Source organism: Campylobacter sp. TJR-1, from assembly GCF_032840035.1.
In the GTDB taxonomy this organism is placed as follows: domain Bacteria; phylum Campylobacterota; class Campylobacteria; order Campylobacterales; family Campylobacteraceae; genus Campylobacter; species Campylobacter fetus.
This window is the reverse complement of the sequence record NZ_JAWIZX010000006.1, coordinates 14,123-31,434: the sequence shown is the minus strand read 5'-3', so window position 1 is coordinate 31,434 and position 17,312 is coordinate 14,123. Positions and strand designations below refer to the sequence as shown.

Genomic DNA, 17,312 nt, shown 5'->3' with positions numbered 1-17,312 from the left:
ATGGATAATAATAAAATAATAGTTTTTGATACTACTTTAAGAGATGGTGAGCAAAGCCCGGGTGCTTCAATGAATACTGAAGAGAAAATTCAGATCGCATTGCAGCTTGAGCGCTTAGGTGTTGATGTTATGGAAGCAGGATTTGCCGCGGCAAGCCCCGGTGATTTTGATGCTATAAATCAAATAGCAAAACAAATTCACTCCATTCGCATAGCAAGCCTTGCTAGGGCTTTAGAAAAAGACATTAAAGCCGCAGGGGAAGCGATATCTCCAGCAAAAAATAAGCGTATACATACGTTTATAGCTACGAGTCCTATTCATATGGAGCATAAATTAAAAATGACTCCGGATGAAGTTATTAAAAGAGCAGTCGAGGCTGTAAAATACGCTAAGACTTTTGTAGATGATGTTGAGTTTAGCTGTGAAGATGCTGGAAGAAGCGATATAGTATTTTTAAAAGAGATTTGTGCTGCTGTTGTTGAAGCTGGAGCTAGAACTCTGAATTTACCTGATACTGTTGGGTTTAGAATGCCAGACGAGATATATAATATGGTAAAATCAATGGTAGATTTTATAGGAGATAGAGCTATTATTTCTGTGCATAATCATAATGATTTAGGTTTGGCTGTAGCAAATACTTTAGCAAGTATCAAAGCTGGTGCAAGACAAGTAGAATGTACTATTAACGGACTTGGCGAGAGAGCAGGAAACGCCGCTCTTGAAGAGATTGTTATGACTATAAGAACTAGAAGTGATGAGTTTGCTCCGCTTTATACGGATATAGTAACAAAAGAGATCTACGCCACCAGCAGACTGGTTGCTAGTATAACAGGCATTGAGCCGCAACCAAACAAAGCTATAGTCGGTAAAAATGCTTTTGCTCACGAAAGTGGTATTCATCAAGATGGTATGTTAAAATGCGCTCAGACTTATGAGATCATAAAAGCTGAAGATATAGGCGCTGAGAAAAATAGTTTAGTTTTGGGTAAGCACAGCGGCAGACACGCATTCAAAGATAAACTTATAAATTTAGGTTTTGATCTTGATGATAATGAGATAAATGAAGCATTTATTAAATTTAAAGAGTTATGCGATAAGAAAAAAGAGATCTTTGATGATGATATAAGAGCGCTTGTTAGCCATGAGATTATAAAAATACCAGAAATTTACTCTATACAAACTTTAAGCACAAGCTCATGTAATGCCGGACACTCAAGTGCCGCTGTGAGCATCAAATTTAGCGATAATATAATAAGCGACGCAGCTCTTGGAAACGGTACTGCTGATGCGATATTTAAGGTGATTGATAGGATCAGTGGAATTAGCGGAGAGTTGAAAGATTATAAAGTCAATGCTGTCTCGCAAGGAAAGGATGCACTTGCAAAGATCACTGTTAAGGTTGTTTTTGAAGGTTCAAGCTGCGCTACAATCGGTCATGGGCTTGATATTGATACTATGATGGCAAGCGCTAAAGCATATGTAAGCGCTTTAAATAGCTACTTATCTATGAAAAATAGATAGTAGCCAAATTTAATTAATTTACCAGCTCAAAAGTGAAAAATTCACTTTTGTAGCTTGTATTTCCTATATTTTCGTATTGTGATATCGCCGCGTCTATATTTCCTACTTCTTGATAAAGCATACCAAGAGCTAATCTATCTTCTATAGATGTTGGATCTACTAATTTTGATAGCTCTAAATACCCAATCGCACTTTCTGGATGTCTTGCTCCTATACTTGCTACGCTAGCTAAGAATAGCGTGTTTGGATCATTTACGTTTTTATTATCTATTAGCTCATTGTATATACTGTACGACTCTTCAAAATTTGCGGTAAATAGATCTATATAAGCTAAAGTTTGGAGTATATTTTGTGCGTTTTGAGTAGAAATTTCTAAATCAGATTTTATGCGATCTCTTTCTACATTAAGAAGTCCCGCTACTTGCAATAGTTTGATATATTGAATTCTTATGATATTTGCTCCACCGTATAGCGCCTTTTTATTGACATTGTTATTAAAAAATCCATGTTGAATATCTCTAGCGTAATCTTTTATATTATTATCTGTAAATCTTGCTGTTGAGTAAAGAATATTTGCCATAATATCATTAGGTAAAATCTCTTTAAGCTTGTCTGTTTTTGATATTATAATATCTTTCCTGCCTGTTATCTGAGCCGCTATGATATCAAAAACTATATTTAAGATATTTGTACTATTATCCGTATCAAGCCATCTTTGAAGTACACCGTTATTGCCCAGTACTAGCTGCACCATTGAGTCATATATATTTTCTTGATTTAAATTTGAATCTTCGTTTAGATTATCAAGTATTTCTGATATAAGTTTTTTATTATCTTTTCCTATCATTGAGGATGTCATAACTGCATAAACTCCTGCTAAATAGTTTGTAGAATCTAAATGGTAGCTTGTGATAAAGTGTCTATATGCCTCAGAAAAATTACCGAGTTGAGCATAAGTTAGTGCTAGATTATAGTGAAGTATCGAGTGGCCCGAGTAAATTTTAATAATATTTAAGAACTCCTTATTTGCCTCTCTTAGGTTATAATTTAGTGCCGTTGCTATAGTTTTTGATAAATTTAAATTTACTTTTGATATAGCTCCGCTTGTTTTTAGATACTCATCGGCTTGCGTGTTCTCATCGATAAATACACTGATTCCGCCTTTTCTTATGTAATTTATAGTCTGCTTAGCATCAAATACTTTATATGGAGTAAAATAAAATAGTATCTGATATATGTTGTCTTTACTAAAAAGCATATCTACGCTGAATTTTTTTTGTGCCATATTTATATCAAACAGTTCAGGATTTAATATAGTTTTTATAGGATACGTTTCAGATATAAATGTAGAGTTTTTATCGTTTATATCTTTTAAATTTAGCGCAGCAGAGCCGAATTGTCCTGTTTTTATATCGATTAAAGCTAAAGCAAGTTTTGTTGAGTCGGCATTATTTTCATCAACTAAAGCTTTGTTCAGATATTTTCTTGCTAGATCATATTCGCCAAGCCTAGCATACAAAAGTCCCATAGGTATATTCGTATCGAACGTATTTGTGTTCTCAAGGGCTTTTATGGACTGTTTATCTTGATATATATAGCTTAGTATTTTTGATCTAAGATAGTTTTTTTGACCTTCATAATACCGATTTTTTGAGCTATCTAATATATGCAAAGCTTCTATATAGTAGCCTTTGTAGTAGTTTATTAACGCGTTATAATAGTCGTATAAACTAGAGTCTGATTCTTTACTTAAAAAAGCATTTGCTAATTCTATATAGTATTTAAACAACGGTTCGTTATTTATCTCAAGTGCACTTACGGCAGCGTTTAGAGCGCTTACGGAAGTGTTTTCATTGTTTTCTATAGCTTTTTTAAATGAGCTGATCGCGTCTTCAAATTTTGATTGATTCATTTGAGATACGCCAAGATTGTAATTCGATAAGGCTTCATTATATATTGCTACGTTTTCATAAATTTTGAGTGCTTCGAATTTATTTCCGCTTTCATAGAGACTGTTTGCTTTTTTTAGCATATCATCGATTTTTGATGGGCTAAATTTTTGCGTTATGACTTGCGTCTGTTTGGGCTGCTCTAAATTTTTAGTTGGTTGCTCTTTTGTTTCATCTTTTTTTAGTAATAAAATAATCGCAATCAACAAAATCAAAGCTATTGCACCGCTTGCGGCTGCTATTATAAAAATATTTTTTTTAGGTTTTTTTTGCGGTTTCGGAGTTTCTACCTGCTTCTCTTTTTTATCTAGATCTTCAAGCGGAGTTATATCCCCATCATCTTTTTCTAGTATTACTATCTCTTCTTTTTGAACTTCATTTTGCTCATCTGCCAAAGCTTATCCTTACATATATTTTTTAAGAACTTCTGGGATATTTATAGAGCCGTCGCTATTTTGGTAATTTTCCATGATCGCTATAAGAGTTCTACCGACTGCCAAGCTTGAACCATTTAGAGTATGAACTAAAGCATTTTTTTTACCGTCTTTATATCTGATTTTTGCTCGTCTGGCTTGAAAATCTCTGGTATTTGAGATAGAGCTTATTTCTCTGTATTTGCCTTGTCCTGGAAGCCAAACTTCAAGATCTATAGTTTTTGCCGCACCAAATCCAAGATCTGCGCTACAAAGCATCATATGACGATGAGGAAGCCCCAACTCTTTTAGCATATCAGAAGCGCAGCTTACCATTTCGTCAAGTATTTTCGCGCTATCTTCTGGTTTGCTTATGCTTACCAGCTCGACTTTTTCAAACTGGTGCTGACGTATCATTCCTCTGGTATCTCGTCCTGCGCTTCCTGCTTCTTGTCTAAAACATGCTGAGTAACAAGTCATTTTTATAGGTAAATTTTCAACCGGAATTATCTCGTTATTGTAGATGTTTGTAACTGGAACTTCGCTTGTGGGAATAAGATATAAGTCTTCATCTCTTATTTTATACAGATCTTCTTCAAATTTAGGAAGTTGTCCTGTGCCATAAAGCGTGTTTGAGTTTACCAAAAACGGTACGTTTACTAGCTCAAAACCTCTAGCGGTATTGAAATCTATCATAAAATTTACTAAAGCTCTACTAAGTCTAGCTCCATCGCTCCTAAGCACAGTAAAGCGACTACCTGAGAGCTTTGCTCCTGTTGCAAAATCCAACCAGCCGAGATTTTCTCCAAGCTCAAAATGCTCTTTTGGGGTAAAGTTAAACTCTCTAGGCTCAAGTATGGTTTTTATACAGACGTTATCGTCTTCGTCTTTGCCTAATGGCACGTCATCATCTATCACGTTAGGCACTCTACTAGCTACCGTGTCTAGTTTTGTTTCAAGCTCGCTTACTAAATTTGAAGCGGTCTGCATAAGTTTTTTATTTTCTTCGAGTTCGGTTTTTAGTAGCGTTGTGTCCACGCCGCTTCTAGCTAGTATGCCTACTTCTTTTGATTTTGCGTTTTGCACGGCTTGAAGATTTTCTAACTCTTGTTTTTTGATTTTTAGTTCATTGTACGTATCAAGTAAATTTTTTAAAACGCCTTCATCAACTTTTTTCGCTTTTAATTTAGCGTTAAACTCATCAAAATTCGTCTCTATTAGTTTTAAATTTATCATAATTTTCCTTTATCTATAAATTCCCACAGCGTCTCTTACTTTTTGCATCGTCTGGGACGCTACGTTGTTAGCTTTTTTTGCTCCAGCATCAAGAATATCATAAACTTCGTTTTTATGACTTAAGTAGTATTCAAATTTTTCTCTAGCTTCCGCAAAATAGTTCCAAACAAGCTCGTTTAGATACATTTTAAAATGTCCATAACCCTCGCCACCTTTTTCATATCTAGCTGCGAGTGCCTCTTGTTCTTCGGTGTTTAAAAATAGTTTTGCTATGTTAAAGATGTTGCAGTTTCTCCACTGCTTTGGAACTTCTAGAGCAGTGGAGTCGGTCACTATGGAACTGCACTGTTTTTTTAGTGTTTTTGCATCACTGAAAATATCTATCGTATTTCCGTAGCTTTTACTCATTTTAGCTCCGTCAATCCCTGGAACTGTAGCTACGTTTTGCTGAACCCCGGCTTCAGGAATAGTAAATATATCTCCGTGCGCATTGTTAAATTTGATAGCTATGTCGCGCGCTATCTCGACGTGCTGAATTTGATCTTTTCCTACCGGAACTATGTTTGAGTTAAAAAGCAAGATGTCTGCAGCCATCAAAACAGGATAGCTAAAAAGTCCGTGATGAGCTTCAAATCCTTTTGCGACTTTGTCTTTATAAGCATGAGCGCGCTCGACTAAACCCATGGGAGTTAGTTGGCTTAGTATCCAGTAAAGTTCCAGCACGTCTTTGACGTCGCTTTGAATCCAAAATGTAGATTTGTTCGGATCTATGCCAAGTGCTAAAAACGCGCACGCGGCTTCAAAAGTGCTCTCTTTTAGCTTTTTTGCTTCATTTACCGAAGTCATAGCGTGATAGTTCGCGATAAACATAAACATATCGTCATTGCCTAAGTTTTGAGTATCGACCATAGGTTTTATGCTAGCAAAATAATTTCCTAAATGTAGTTTTCCTGAAGGTTGAAGTCCTGTTAAAGTTCTCAAATTCTATCCTTTGGCTTTTTGTGAATTTAGTAATTTCACTATTTGATTTGTTATCTGTTTTGCTGTTTTATCTTCAACCAAAATAGAAAAATCAGCTTTTTTCTCATACTCTTTATCTCTACTAGCGTGTATATTTTTGGCTTCTTCTAAATTTGAAAGAAGTGGGCGTTTGGCGAATTTTTTCTCGCTATTGCTTGAGTTTTTTAAACGCTCGATTATCTTTTCAAAGCTTGATTTTAGATAGATCACGGTGCCTATTTTTTTTAAATTTTTTACCTTATAAAATCCGCCGCCTGTGGATATAACGGCTCCTTTTACTGAGTTTTCTAAAAATTTAGCTAAATTTTTTTCTATCTTTCGAAATGCTTCTTCACCGTCTTCTTCGAAAATAGTTTTTATTTTTTTATTTGCAAAACTTTCTATCATATCATCGCCGTCTATAGCAAATACGCCTAATTTTTCAGCCAAAGCTCTTGCTATAGTGCCTTTTCCGACTCCCATAAATCCTATTAAAACTATATTTTTATCAATTTTCATTTTCTGTGCTCTCTTTTTGACTACGATTTTTAGGTATTAAAATTACCGGGGTTCCGCTTAGCTCATAGTTTTCTCTTAATTTATTTAGCAGATATCTTTTATAACTAAAGTGTAAAGACCTCGGTTTATTCATTATGAGGGCGATTTTCGGAGGCGCGAATCCAAACTGAACTCCATAATAAATTTTAACTATTTTTCCATGATCTCTAGGGATCGGATGAGTTCTAATGGCTTCTTCTAAAACTTCATTTAGCCTTGAAGTTTTCATTTTTTGAGTGTAATTTTTATAAACTTCAAGTATAAGCGGATAGAGTTTATGAACTCTTTTTCCGCCGAGTGCGCTAACGCTGATGATAGGAGCGTAAGCTAGAAATTTAAATTTATCTCTTAGCTCATATACGACTTTATCAAATTCGCCATGATCTTTATCCCATTTATTTAAAACTATAATGAGTCCCAGCTCAAACTTAGCTCCAAGACCGGCTATCCTCTCATCTAACTCCGTAAGCGGCTCACTTGCATCAAGAACAAGCAATGCTATATCTGCTTCTTCTAATATTTTTTCTGTTCTATGTAGCGCAAGTCTTTCTATGCCTTCTATCTTTCCGCGTTTTCTGATACCTGCTGTATCAACAAATTCAAAAACCCTATCTTCATAAACATAGCTTTCATTAACAGGATCTATCGTAGTTCCGGCGATTTTGCTTACGACTGAACGATCTTCTTTGACAAGAGCGTTTAGAAGGCTTGATTTTCCTACATTTACTCTGCCGATTATCCCGATTTTTATATTTTTTGTTTCGTAATCAACAGACGGCAATCCCATTTCTCCGTTTTCATTAACACAGTCCAAAAATTCGTCAAAATCATCACTCGTATCAGCTTTTATCTTGCTTTTAGGAATAAGTTTATACATCCAATCACGTAGTTCGTCGGTTCCTAAATTATGGCTAACAGATAGGTTAAAAATGTATTTCGCGCCAAATTCGTTAAACTCCCAACTTCTCTCTTCGTCTTTTTTGCTATCGACTTTATTTACTACTAGAGCTATAGGTTTATTTAAATTTGAAAGCTCATAGAAAAATCTTTTGTCTATTTCATCTGGAAAATTTTTTCCATCTACCATAAAAACGATTATATCAGCATTTTTAGCCTCATTTAGCGTGTTTATTTTTACATTTTTAAATAGCTCATTACTATCATCAAGACCGCCGCTGTCTATCAAAATACAGTTTTTATCATCAATAAAAATTTCAGCTTTATTCGTATCTCTTGTCGTACCGCTAACGTCACTTGTTATGGCTATTCTCTGTTTTGCTAAACGATTAAATAGCGAACTTTTTCCGACATTTGGACGTCCTACTAGCATGATTTTTTTCATATTTTTCCTTTTAAAACTTTCAATTATAGCGAAAAATAGCTAAATTTATAAAAAATTATGTATCATCGTGGTAATATTGCAACTAAAATTTTCCATAAAATTTAAAAAATGAATGCAGGTTAGATCTATGTATAATCACTTTTTAATGAGGCACCTTGGTATATATTATATGCTTGTAGCTTCTATATGTTTTGCTGCTACTGGAGCATTTGCGAAGATGTTAAGTAGCGATATGAGTTCAATCGAAGTTGTATTTTTTAGAAATTTAGTAGGATTCATTCTTATTATTATCGCGCTTTATAAAAAACCGCTGCATCAAAAAGGCGGGCGTCCGTTCTTGCTTATTTTTCGTGGAGTCATCGGCACGCTTGGACTACTTGCGTTCTTTTACAATATAGCAAATATAAATTTAGCCGCAGCTTTCACGTTTTCAAAGACGAGTCCGATTTTTACCGCTCTTTTGGCTGCATTTATATTTAAAGAAAAATTAAGTTCCAAAGGTTGGTTTGCTATTTTTATAGGCTTTTTGGGAATTTTATTTATCATTCAACCAAATTTAGGTGTTAGTAAAAATGATCTTATAGGATTATTAAGCGGTATAGGCGCAGCTCTTGCATATACAAGTATAAGGGAGCTTAGAAAGTATTACAATACTGGAGTTATAGTGCTTTCATTTATGATATTTGGCACATTTATGCCTTTGTTGTGCATGATTTTAGCCGAGTTTTATACTGTTTCTTATTTAGATTTTATGCTTGCCCCTTTTATAATGCCTGATACTAAAGGTTGGATATTTATAGCTTTGATGGGAATCTGCGGAACATGGTTTCAAATTTATATGACAAAAGCTTACGCAGCTAGCCGAAAAGCAGGAGCTGTTGCAGCTGTTAGTTATAGCGATGTTGTTTTTAGTATGATTTTTGGTTTGATGCTTGGAGATTCTTTTCCGAATTTTATAGTATTTTGCGGAATAGCCCTTATCGTTTTAAGCGGAGTTTTGGTCGCCAAAGAGAAATAGTAAGCAAATATTTATAGGATTTTGGCTATAATCGGTAAAAATTTAGGAAATATAATTATGGTTTTGATAGCAGGACCTTGTGTCATTGAAAGTAGGGATTTAGTTTTTAAAGTTGCCGAGAAGTTGTCTAAATTTAACGAAATGGGCTGGATAGATTTTTATTTCAAATCCAGTTTTGATAAAGCAAACCGCACAAGCATAAGCAGCTTTAGAGGACCGGGGCTTGAAGAAGGCTGTAAAATTCTATCTGAAGTTAAAAAAGAATTCGGATTTAAAATATTAACAGATATCCATGAAAGTTATCAAGCAACACCTGTTTCACAGGTCGCTGATGCTTTGCAAATTCCCGCTTTTTTGTGTCGGCAAACAGATCTTTTGGTAGCTGCTGCAAAGACAAAAGCTATGGTAAATATCAAAAAAGGTCAATTTTTATCTCCGGACGCTATGAAATATAGCGTTAAAAAGGTGCTTGAGACACGCGGAATTAATGAGTTTGGTTATGAGATCGCAAAACAAAACGGAGTGTATCTTTGCGAAAGAGGAAGTACGTTCGGTTATGGAAATTTGGTTGTAGATATGAGAAGTTTGGTTATCATGAAAGAATTTGCTCCGGTAATATTTGACGCAACTCATAGCGTACAAATGCCTAGCGCAAACGGCGCTACTAGCGGAGGAGATAGCAGATTCGTACCGTACTTAGCAAGGGCAGCAGCAGCTGTTGGAGTAGATGGATTTTTCTATGAAACTCACATAAATCCTTGCGATGCGCTTTGCGATGGAGCCAATATGCTTACTCTTGAAGCATTAGAAAAAAATATAAACGACATTAAAAATATTAAAGAGGTTTTATAGCCAGATGTCAAATAAGGGACTCTTTTTCGTAATATTTGGAGCCATAGTAGAAGGCGGCTGGGCTTATGGATTAAAATACGCTGATTCAAATTTAGAATATCTAATAACAATTATTTTAATATGCTGTAGTTTTTTCTCATTTATGGCAGCATTTAAATATCTTCCAGCTAGTGTGGCTTACACTCTTTTTATAGGATTCGGAACTCTTTTTATAGTAGGAACGGAGATAATAAGCGACTATTTTCGAGGAAGTAGCATAGACTTTTTGCGCATAGTTTTTATATTTACTTTGATAATTGGTGTTTTGGGGTTAAAAAGGAGTGAGAGTTAATGCATCTTTTGGCTCTTTTATTAGCTGGGGGATGTGAAGTTTTAGGAATTGTATTTCTAAATAAATTTTCACATTCAAACGGAATTAGAAAAATAGTTAATTTCATGTTTATAGTGGCCACATTCGGCTTTTCTCTTAGTCTTTTAAGATATGCTATGCAAGTTTTGCCCATGTCGGTGAGTTATGCTATTTGGACTGGAATCGGAGCAATCGGAGCCGTTTTTGTAGGCGTAGTGTTTAATCATGAAAAATTAGGGATAAAAAAGTGCGTTTATCTATTTTTGATAGTTTTTAGTGTTATAATGTTGAAATTAATTTAATGTTGCTTTGGATAAAGCTCGTTTGTTTAGTTATGAATTATTAAGGAGAAAATATGAATATAATAGAAGGAAATCTGCATTTAAACGGAGATGAAAAAGTAGCTATAATAAATGGTAGATTTAATCATATAATAACAGATAGATTAGTAGAAGGCGCAAAAGACGCTTTTTTAAGACATGGCGGAAAAGAAGAAAATTTAGATCTTATTTTGGTACCTGGTGCATTTGAAATACCTATGGCATTAGAAAAAGTTTTAAGTAGCGGGAAATGGGACGCTGTTTGCTGCGTTGGAGCTGTTATCAGAGGGAGTACGCCGCATTTCGATTATGTTAGTGCTGAGACTACGAAAGGTATAGCAAATGTTACTTTGAAATATGGTAAACCAGTTACTTTTGGAGTTCTAACTGTAGATAGTATAGAACAAGCCATTGAAAGAGCAGGTAGCAAAGCTGGAAATAAAGGTTTTGAAGCAATGACTAGTGTGGTTGAGCTTTTAAATTTATATAAAAATATAAAGGCTTAAGATGGCTACTAGACATCAGGTAAGACAGAGTGTTGTAAGCTTGCTTTATGCAAATGAAATGGGCAGTGAGATGGAAGAGTTTTCAAATGAATTTTTAGAAGAAAAAAAGATACGAAATGATCAAAAAAGCTTTACGCTAACTCTTTATAACGGTGTTTTAGACAATTTGAATTTGATAGACGAAGCGTTAGACGCTCATCTTGGAAAGTGGAAACTCGGCGAAATAGGAGCTGTTGAGCGAGCTATACTTAGACTCGGAGCTTATGAAATTAAATTTACTAATACCCAAAGTGCGATAGTGATTAACGAAGCAATTTTGTTGGCAAATGAGCTTGGCTCGGATTCATCTACAAGATTTATAAATGGCGTACTTGATGCTATAAGTAAGGTGAACTAATGAAATTATGCGTAGCATTAGATCTTGCGAACTCTGATGAGTGTTTAAGAGTGGCAAGAGAGCTAAAAGGTCTTGACGTATGGCTTAAAGTCGGACTTAGAGCTTATTTAAGAGATGGTTTTAAATTTATAAATGAACTTAAAAATGTAGATAATTTTAAAATATTTTTAGATCTCAAAGTGCATGATATACCAAATACTATGGCTGATGCTTGTGAGGTTATCTCGCAAATAGGCGCAGATATGATAAATATCCATGCAAGCGCCGGAAGAGTTGCTATGAATAGTGTTATGGAGAGATTGTCGAAATTAAATAATCGTCCTTTGGTGTTGGCGGTTTCTGCTCTAACTAGTTTTGATGAAGAGAGTTTTAGTGAGATTTATGCAGCGCATATCAAAGAAAGTGTAGTTAAATTTTCAAAAATTTCTTATGAATGCGGTCTTGATGGAATGGTATGTTCTGTTTATGAGAGCTTAGATATAAAAAATGCTACTAGTAGCAATTTTCTTACTCTTACTCCTGGAATTAGACCTTTTGGCGAGTCAAATGATGATCAAAAGAGAGTAGCAAATTTAAAAACAGCGATGAACAACAAATCGGATTTTATAGTTGTAGGACGACCTATATATCAATCTAAAAATCCAAGAGAAATTACTGAAAAAATCCTATATAATATAACTTAAAGCTAAATTAAGCATAATATAAGGAATTAAAAAGTATAATTTCATTTCACTTTTTATGGACAGATGGGTGAGCGGCTGAAACCACACCCCTGCTAAGGGTGCAAGTCTTAATCGGGCTTCGAGGGTTCAAATCCCTCTCTGTCCGCCACTACACTTTATATTTATTTAAATCAATAAAAATTATAGTTTAATTAGTTTTAGTATTTCATTAATTTATTCTCTATTTAATAATTACTGTTAAAATTTTCTTATATTTTAAAAATTAAAGGGGATATATGAGTAAAATAAGTTTTATTAGCGCATTGCTAGCTACTGCTTTATTTGGAGCAACTCATGGCGAACAAAGTTCTCCATTAAATAGCTTTGATCCAAAATCCGTAGATCATATCGTTATCAAAATGAGTGCTCTTAGCGCAAATGGAGATAAAAGCGTAGGCGAAGTCGTAGCTATAAATACAGCAGATGGCGTTGCATTTTTTCCTAGACTTTCTGGATTATCTGCACCAGGTATGCATGGATTTCATGTTCATACAAACCCAGATTGCGGATCTAGTGATAAAGGACTTGGTATGAAAGCTGGTGGTCACTGGGATCCTCAAAATACCGGTAAACACTCATTTTCTTGGGATAATGATGGTCATAAAGGAGATCTTCCCGCCTTATATGTAGATACAAACGGAGATGCAAATTATCCGGTTTTATCAACAAAAATTAAAAATATAAATGAGCTAAAAGGACACTCTTTAATGGTTCATTTAGGTGCGGATAATCATAGTGATAGCCCAAAACCTTTAGGTGGAGGCGGTGCTAGACTTGTTTGCGGAGTTATAAATTAATCTAAATTGCAGCCTAGTAATCAATTAGGCTGCTTTAAAATTTAATTTTATATTTAGTACTATTAAATTTGGAATTTTTAAATTTTAAAATAATATTCTTAATATCTTAATTGATTTTTATTAAATTTGTTAAAAACTCTTGACATAGTATAAAAAATAAGATATAATTCCAGCTCACAAGTTAAGGGTGCTGGTGTAGCTCAGTTGGTAGAGCAACTGCCTTGTAAGCAGTAGGTCGGCGGTTCGACTCCGTTCACCAGCTCCATTTATTTTAACAGTGTTTGACCAGATATTTATAGCAATCAAAAAAATTTTATTTAAGGTGAGATACTCAAGCGGCCAACGAGGGCAGACTGTAAATCTGCTGACTTTGTCTTCCGTGGTTCGAATCCACGTCTCACCACCATTGCTATTGCGGGAGTAGCTCAGTTGGCTAGAGCATCAGCCTTCCAAGCTGAGGGTCGCGGGTTCGAGTCCCGTTTCCCGCTCCATTTTGGATTTTGACTGGGAGCTGTATTCTAATTTACTATTCTTTAAATTATACAGTTATTCTAGTTGATTAAGTTATTGGTGTTTGTATTATTTTTGTAAAACTCTGTTTTGCCACACGAAGTTTCTTATTTAGAAACGCTCATATGGCTCAGAGGTAGAGCACTTCCTTGGTAAGGAAGAGGTCGTGGGTTCAAGTCCCACTATGAGCTCCATAAAAGTTAAAATAAGAAAATACATGATATACAAACTTTAAATTTTAAAAGTTAAAATTTATAACGGAGGATACAATGGCTAAGGAAAAATTTTCACGTAATAAGCCACACGTAAACATCGGTACTATTGGTCACGTTGACCACGGTAAAACAACTCTAACAGCTGCTATTTCTGCTGTTCTTTCAAGACGTGGTCTTGCTGAGCTTAAAGATTATGATAATATCGATAATGCTCCAGAAGAAAAAGAGAGAGGTATTACAATTGCTACTTCTCACATTGAGTATGAAACAGAAAATCGCCACTATGCGCACGTTGATTGCCCAGGACACGCCGATTATGTTAAAAATATGATTACAGGTGCTGCTCAAATGGACGGTGCCATACTAGTTGTTTCTGCAGCTGATGGCCCAATGCCACAAACTAGAGAGCATATTTTGCTATCTCGTCAAGTTGGTGTTCCATATATAGTTGTTTTTATGAACAAAGCTGATATGGTAGATGACGCAGAGTTGCTAGAATTAGTTGAAATGGAGATCAGAGAGTTATTAAGCGAATATGACTTCCCTGGTGATGATACTCCTATTATAAGCGGATCAGCACTTCAAGCTCTTGAAGAAGCTAAAGCTGGTAATGATGGCGAATGGTCAGCTAAGATTATGGATCTTATGGCTGCTGTTGATAGCTACATACCAACTCCAGTTCGTGCTACTGATAAAGATTTCTTAATGCCGATTGAAGACGTATTCTCGATTTCTGGCCGTGGTACTGTTGTTACTGGTAGAATTGAAAAAGGTATAGTTAAAGTTGGTGATACTATCGAAATCGTAGGTATTAGAGATACACAAACTACAACAGTTACCGGCGTTGAAATGTTTAGAAAAGAAATGGATCAAGGCGAGGCTGGTGATAACGTTGGTGTTCTTTTACGCGGTACAAAGAAAGAAGACGTTGAAAGAGGTATGGTTCTTTGTAAGCCAAAATCAATTACTCCTCATACTAAATTTGAGGGAGAAGTTTATATCTTGACTAAGGAAGAGGGCGGTAGACATACTCCATTCTTCAACAACTATAGACCACAATTTTATGTAAGAACAACAGATGTTACTGGATCAATCACTCTTCCAGAGGGTACCGAGATGGTTATGCCTGGTGATAACTTAAAAATCACTGTTGAGTTAATAAACCCAGTTGCTCTTGAAGATGGCACAAGATTTGCTATCCGCGAGGGTGGTAGAACTGTTGGTTCAGGTGTTGTTTCTAAGATAATAGCTTAATTTTAATTGCGAGCTTTGGCTCGCATTTAATATAAAAGGGAAATTAAATGGCAAGTGCAAATAGAGTTAAAATAGGTTTGAAGTGTGCTGAATGTAATGATATAAATTACACAACAACTAAAAACAGTAAAACAACAACTGAAAAGTTGGAACTTAAAAAATATTGCCCAAGATTAAAAAAACATACAGTCCATAAAGAAGTTAAGCTTAAATAAGGCATTCTTCTTTACTGTATGCCATTAGGGCAGTAGCTCCAACGGTAGAGCGCCGGATTCCAAATCCGATGGTTGGGGGTTCGAATCCCTCCTGCCCTGCCACAAAAGGTTAGATATGGAAAAATTTATAAGTTATTTTAAATTATCACGAGCAGAAATTGGCAAGGTTGTTTTTCCTACCAAAGAACAGATTAGAAATGCGTTTATAACAGTTTTTGCTGTTGTAGCTATAGTTTCTCTATTTTTGGCTTTGGTTGATTTAATAATGTCATTTACTGTATCAAAACTTGCATAAGGATGCAAAATGGCACATAAATGGTATGCTATTCAAACCTATGCTGGTAGTGAGATGAGTGTCAAAAGAGCGATTGAAAATTTAGTCGTTGATCATGGTATAGAAGAGCAACTTTTAGAAGTTGTTGTTCCTACTGAAGATGTGATCGAGATAAAAAATGGAAAACAGAAGATCAATGAAAGAAGTCTTTATCCTGGATATGCTTTTGCACATTTAGATCTAGACACAGCACTTTGGCATAAAATTCAATCTCTTCCTAAAGTCGGTCGCTTTATAGGTGAGTCTAAGAAACCAACGCCTTTAAGCGATAAAGATATCAATTTGATATTAGAAAAAGTTAATAAAAGAGCAGCTCCGAAACCTAAAATTTCATTTGAAACAGGTGAGGTTGTTCGTGTTACCGAAGGTCCGTTTGCTAACTTTAATGGAACGGTTGAAGAGTATGATATGGTTCATGGTAAGCTTCGTTTAAATGTTTCGATATTTGGTAGAAGCACTCCAGTTGAGATTTTATATTCACAAGTTGAAAAGATAGTATAAGTTTAAGGAGAAAGTTTATGGCTAAAAAAGTTGTAGGCGAAATCAAATTACAAATTGCAGCTACAAAAGCAAATCCAAGCCCACCAGTTGGTCCAGCTCTTGGTCAACAAGGTGTAAATATAATGGAGTTTTGTAAAGCATTTAATGAGAGAACAAAAGATATGGCTGGATATAATATTCCAGTTGTTATTACAGTTTATGCGGATAAGAGCTTTACTTTTATCACAAAACAGCCGCCGGCTACAGATCTTATTAAAAAAGCTGCTGGTATCACAAAAGGTGCGGACAATCCGCTTAAAAACAAAGTTGGTCAATTAACAAAAGCTCAAATTCTTGAGATTGTTGATAAAAAAATTGTAGATATGAATACAAAAGATAAAGAGCAAGCAGCTAAGATAATTTCTGGTTCGGCTCGTTCTATGGGAATTACTGTAGTTGATTGATCCTATACCGCTGGGATTTTAAACATTAGTGGTAGCACTTTAAAAATGCGGAGAAATTGATGTCAAAAAAAGTTACTAAAAGATTTTCAGAGTTACTTAAAAAAGTAGATTCTGATAAAATATATACTCTTGATGAAGCAGTAAGTACAGTTAAAACTTTAGCTTCTGCTAAATTTGATGAAACAGTCGAAATAGCTCTTAAACTCAATGTTGATCCAAGACATGCAGATCAGATGGTTAGAGGCTCAGTTGTGCTTCCGGCTGGTACTGGTAAAACTGTAAGAGTAGCAGTTATAGCTAAAGATGCTAAAGCGGATGAGGCAAAGGCTGCTGGGGCCGATATAGTCGGTGCTGAAGATTTTGTAGATGAGATAGCAAAAGGCGTTATAAATTTTGATGTTCTTATAGCTACACCAAATTTAATGGGATTAGTAGGTAAAATAGGTCGTTTGCTTGGACCAAAAGGTCTTATGCCAAATCCAAAAACCGGTACAGTTACAATGGATGTTGCTCAAGCTATAAAAAATGCAAAAGGCGGACAAGTAAATTTCCGTGTTGATAAACAAGGAAATATACATGCCGGACTTGGCAAGGTAAGCTTTAGCAAAGATCAGCTAAATGACAATATATCAGCTTTTATTAAGATGATAAATAAACATAAACCAGCAGCTTCAAAAGGTAGATATATCAAATCTGCTGCGTTGTCATTAACAATGAGTCCATCAATAACTCTTGAGCCACAAGAGCTTATGGATCTTAAATAATTTAAATTTATATCTTAGATTGGAGATAGCCGAGGCGTTTTTCGCTTAATTGAGCTTGTGTTAGCTCTCTCTGCTTGAAATCGCCGGTCGGAAAGGA

General features: G+C 35.2%; 20 protein-coding genes and 6 tRNA genes. 21 read left to right on the top strand and 5 right to left on the bottom strand.

Annotated elements, in window-relative coordinates; all coding sequences use genetic code 11:
• On the top strand, positions 1 to 1,521 hold the full coding sequence (locus RVY88_RS07410) for a 2-isopropylmalate synthase (RefSeq protein WP_162167329.1): 1,521 nt from the start codon (positions 1 to 3) through the stop codon (positions 1,519 to 1,521).
• Between the two features lie 13 nt (positions 1,522 to 1,534).
• On the opposite strand, the gene RVY88_RS07405 is transcribed toward RVY88_RS07410, so the two are convergent.
• The 5 genes from RVY88_RS07405 to der are packed head-to-tail and all read right to left on the bottom strand — an operon-like array spanning position 1,535 to position 8,018.
• Complete coding sequence (locus tag RVY88_RS07405; protein ID WP_162167328.1) at positions 1,535 to 3,865, bottom strand: tetratricopeptide repeat protein; 2,331 nt, start codon at positions 3,863 to 3,865, stop codon at positions 1,535 to 1,537.
• Between the two features lie 9 nt (positions 3,866 to 3,874).
• Entirely contained in the window at positions 3,875 to 5,119 is a 1,245-nt protein-coding gene (gene serS, locus RVY88_RS07400) for a serine--tRNA ligase (RefSeq protein ID WP_162167327.1), read from the bottom strand.
• A 9-nt stretch (positions 5,120 to 5,128) separates the two neighbouring features.
• On the bottom strand, positions 5,129 to 6,100 hold the full coding sequence (gene trpS, locus RVY88_RS07395) for a tryptophan--tRNA ligase (RefSeq protein WP_162167326.1): 972 nt from the start codon (positions 6,098 to 6,100) through the stop codon (positions 5,129 to 5,131).
• Positions 6,101 to 6,103: 3 nt separating this feature from the next.
• The gene (locus tag RVY88_RS07390) at positions 6,104 to 6,637 is read right to left on the bottom strand and encodes a shikimate kinase (RefSeq protein ID WP_134867510.1); all 534 of its coding nucleotides are present in this window, start codon (positions 6,635 to 6,637) and stop codon (positions 6,104 to 6,106) included.
• Positions 6,627 to 8,018 (bottom strand): ribosome biogenesis GTPase Der, encoded by a 1,392-nt coding sequence (gene der / locus RVY88_RS07385; protein WP_317051289.1) that lies wholly within the window; start codon positions 8,016 to 8,018, stop codon positions 6,627 to 6,629. Before der ends, RVY88_RS07390 begins: the two co-directional genes overlap by 11 nt.
• 127 nt (positions 8,019 to 8,145) lie before the next feature.
• Here der and RVY88_RS07380 point away from each other — a divergent pair, with 127 nt between their 5' ends.
• The 20 genes from RVY88_RS07380 to rplA all read left to right on the top strand — a co-directional run bounded on the left by RVY88_RS07380 (position 8,146) and on the right by rplA (position 17,215).
• Positions 8,146 to 9,036 carry a DMT family transporter gene (locus RVY88_RS07380; RefSeq protein ID WP_162167324.1) on the top strand — a complete coding sequence of 297 codons (891 nt, stop codon included), beginning with the start codon at positions 8,146 to 8,148 and terminating at the stop codon, positions 9,034 to 9,036.
• A 57-nt stretch (positions 9,037 to 9,093) separates the two neighbouring features.
• Positions 9,094 to 9,888: a 3-deoxy-8-phosphooctulonate synthase gene (gene kdsA / locus RVY88_RS07375; RefSeq protein ID WP_024305412.1), complete on the top strand. Its 795-nt coding sequence runs from the start codon at positions 9,094 to 9,096 to the stop codon at positions 9,886 to 9,888.
• Positions 9,889 to 9,892: 4 nt separating this feature from the next.
• On the top strand, positions 9,893 to 10,219 hold the full coding sequence (locus RVY88_RS07370; protein ID WP_002850143.1) for a DMT family transporter: 327 nt from the start codon (positions 9,893 to 9,895) through the stop codon (positions 10,217 to 10,219).
• Positions 10,219 to 10,539: a DMT family transporter gene (locus RVY88_RS07365; RefSeq protein ID WP_002850141.1), complete on the top strand. Its 321-nt coding sequence runs from the start codon at positions 10,219 to 10,221 to the stop codon at positions 10,537 to 10,539. The genes RVY88_RS07370 and RVY88_RS07365 overlap by 1 nt, the downstream gene beginning before the upstream one ends.
• A 53-nt stretch (positions 10,540 to 10,592) precedes the next feature.
• On the top strand, positions 10,593 to 11,063 hold the full coding sequence (gene ribH / locus RVY88_RS07360; RefSeq protein ID WP_002850139.1) for a 6,7-dimethyl-8-ribityllumazine synthase: 471 nt from the start codon (positions 10,593 to 10,595) through the stop codon (positions 11,061 to 11,063).
• Position 11,064: 1 nt separating this feature from the next.
• On the top strand, positions 11,065 to 11,460 hold the full coding sequence (nusB, locus tag RVY88_RS07355) for a transcription antitermination factor NusB (protein WP_002850137.1): 396 nt from the start codon (positions 11,065 to 11,067) through the stop codon (positions 11,458 to 11,460).
• Complete coding sequence (pyrF, locus tag RVY88_RS07350; protein WP_162167323.1) at positions 11,460 to 12,143, top strand: orotidine-5'-phosphate decarboxylase; 684 nt, start codon at positions 11,460 to 11,462, stop codon at positions 12,141 to 12,143. Before nusB ends, pyrF begins: the two co-directional genes overlap by 1 nt.
• Positions 12,144 to 12,200: 57 nt before the next feature.
• Positions 12,201 to 12,291 (top strand) — tRNA-Ser (locus RVY88_RS07345).
• Between the two features lie 127 nt (positions 12,292 to 12,418).
• Positions 12,419 to 12,979 carry a superoxide dismutase family protein gene (locus RVY88_RS07340; RefSeq protein ID WP_011732164.1) on the top strand — a complete coding sequence of 187 codons (561 nt, stop codon included), beginning with the start codon at positions 12,419 to 12,421 and terminating at the stop codon, positions 12,977 to 12,979.
• Positions 12,980 to 13,168: 189 nt separating this feature from the next.
• A tRNA-Thr gene (locus RVY88_RS07335) sits at positions 13,169 to 13,244 on the top strand.
• Between the two features lie 56 nt (positions 13,245 to 13,300).
• Positions 13,301 to 13,385 (top strand) — tRNA-Tyr (locus RVY88_RS07330).
• 8 nt (positions 13,386 to 13,393) lie between these two features.
• Positions 13,394 to 13,470: transfer RNA gene (locus RVY88_RS07325), tRNA-Gly, on the top strand.
• 138 nt (positions 13,471 to 13,608) lie between these two features.
• A tRNA-Thr gene (locus RVY88_RS07320) sits at positions 13,609 to 13,683 on the top strand.
• Between the two features lie 75 nt (positions 13,684 to 13,758).
• On the top strand, positions 13,759 to 14,958 hold the full coding sequence (tuf, locus tag RVY88_RS07315) for an elongation factor Tu (protein ID WP_002850129.1): 1,200 nt from the start codon (positions 13,759 to 13,761) through the stop codon (positions 14,956 to 14,958).
• Positions 14,959 to 15,005: 47 nt separating this feature from the next.
• Complete coding sequence (rpmG, locus tag RVY88_RS07310; protein ID WP_010401324.1) at positions 15,006 to 15,173, top strand: 50S ribosomal protein L33; 168 nt, start codon at positions 15,006 to 15,008, stop codon at positions 15,171 to 15,173.
• 26 nt (positions 15,174 to 15,199) lie between these two features.
• Positions 15,200 to 15,275 (top strand) — tRNA-Trp (locus tag RVY88_RS07305).
• 13 nt (positions 15,276 to 15,288) lie between these two features.
• Complete coding sequence (gene secE / locus RVY88_RS07300; RefSeq protein WP_162167322.1) at positions 15,289 to 15,468, top strand: preprotein translocase subunit SecE; 180 nt, start codon at positions 15,289 to 15,291, stop codon at positions 15,466 to 15,468.
• Positions 15,469 to 15,477: 9 nt separating this feature from the next.
• Positions 15,478 to 16,008 (top strand): transcription termination/antitermination protein NusG, encoded by a 531-nt coding sequence (gene nusG / locus RVY88_RS07295; protein ID WP_002850123.1) that lies wholly within the window; start codon positions 15,478 to 15,480, stop codon positions 16,006 to 16,008.
• A gap of 17 nt (positions 16,009 to 16,025) precedes the next feature.
• Positions 16,026 to 16,451, top strand: coding sequence for a 50S ribosomal protein L11 (gene rplK, locus RVY88_RS07290; RefSeq protein ID WP_002850121.1), 426 nt, complete (start codon positions 16,026 to 16,028; stop codon positions 16,449 to 16,451).
• Between the two features lie 59 nt (positions 16,452 to 16,510).
• Positions 16,511 to 17,215, top strand: a complete 705-nt coding sequence (gene rplA, locus RVY88_RS07285) for a 50S ribosomal protein L1 (protein WP_002850119.1) — start codon at positions 16,511 to 16,513, stop codon at positions 17,213 to 17,215.
• Positions 17,216 to 17,312 lie beyond the last annotated feature (97 nt).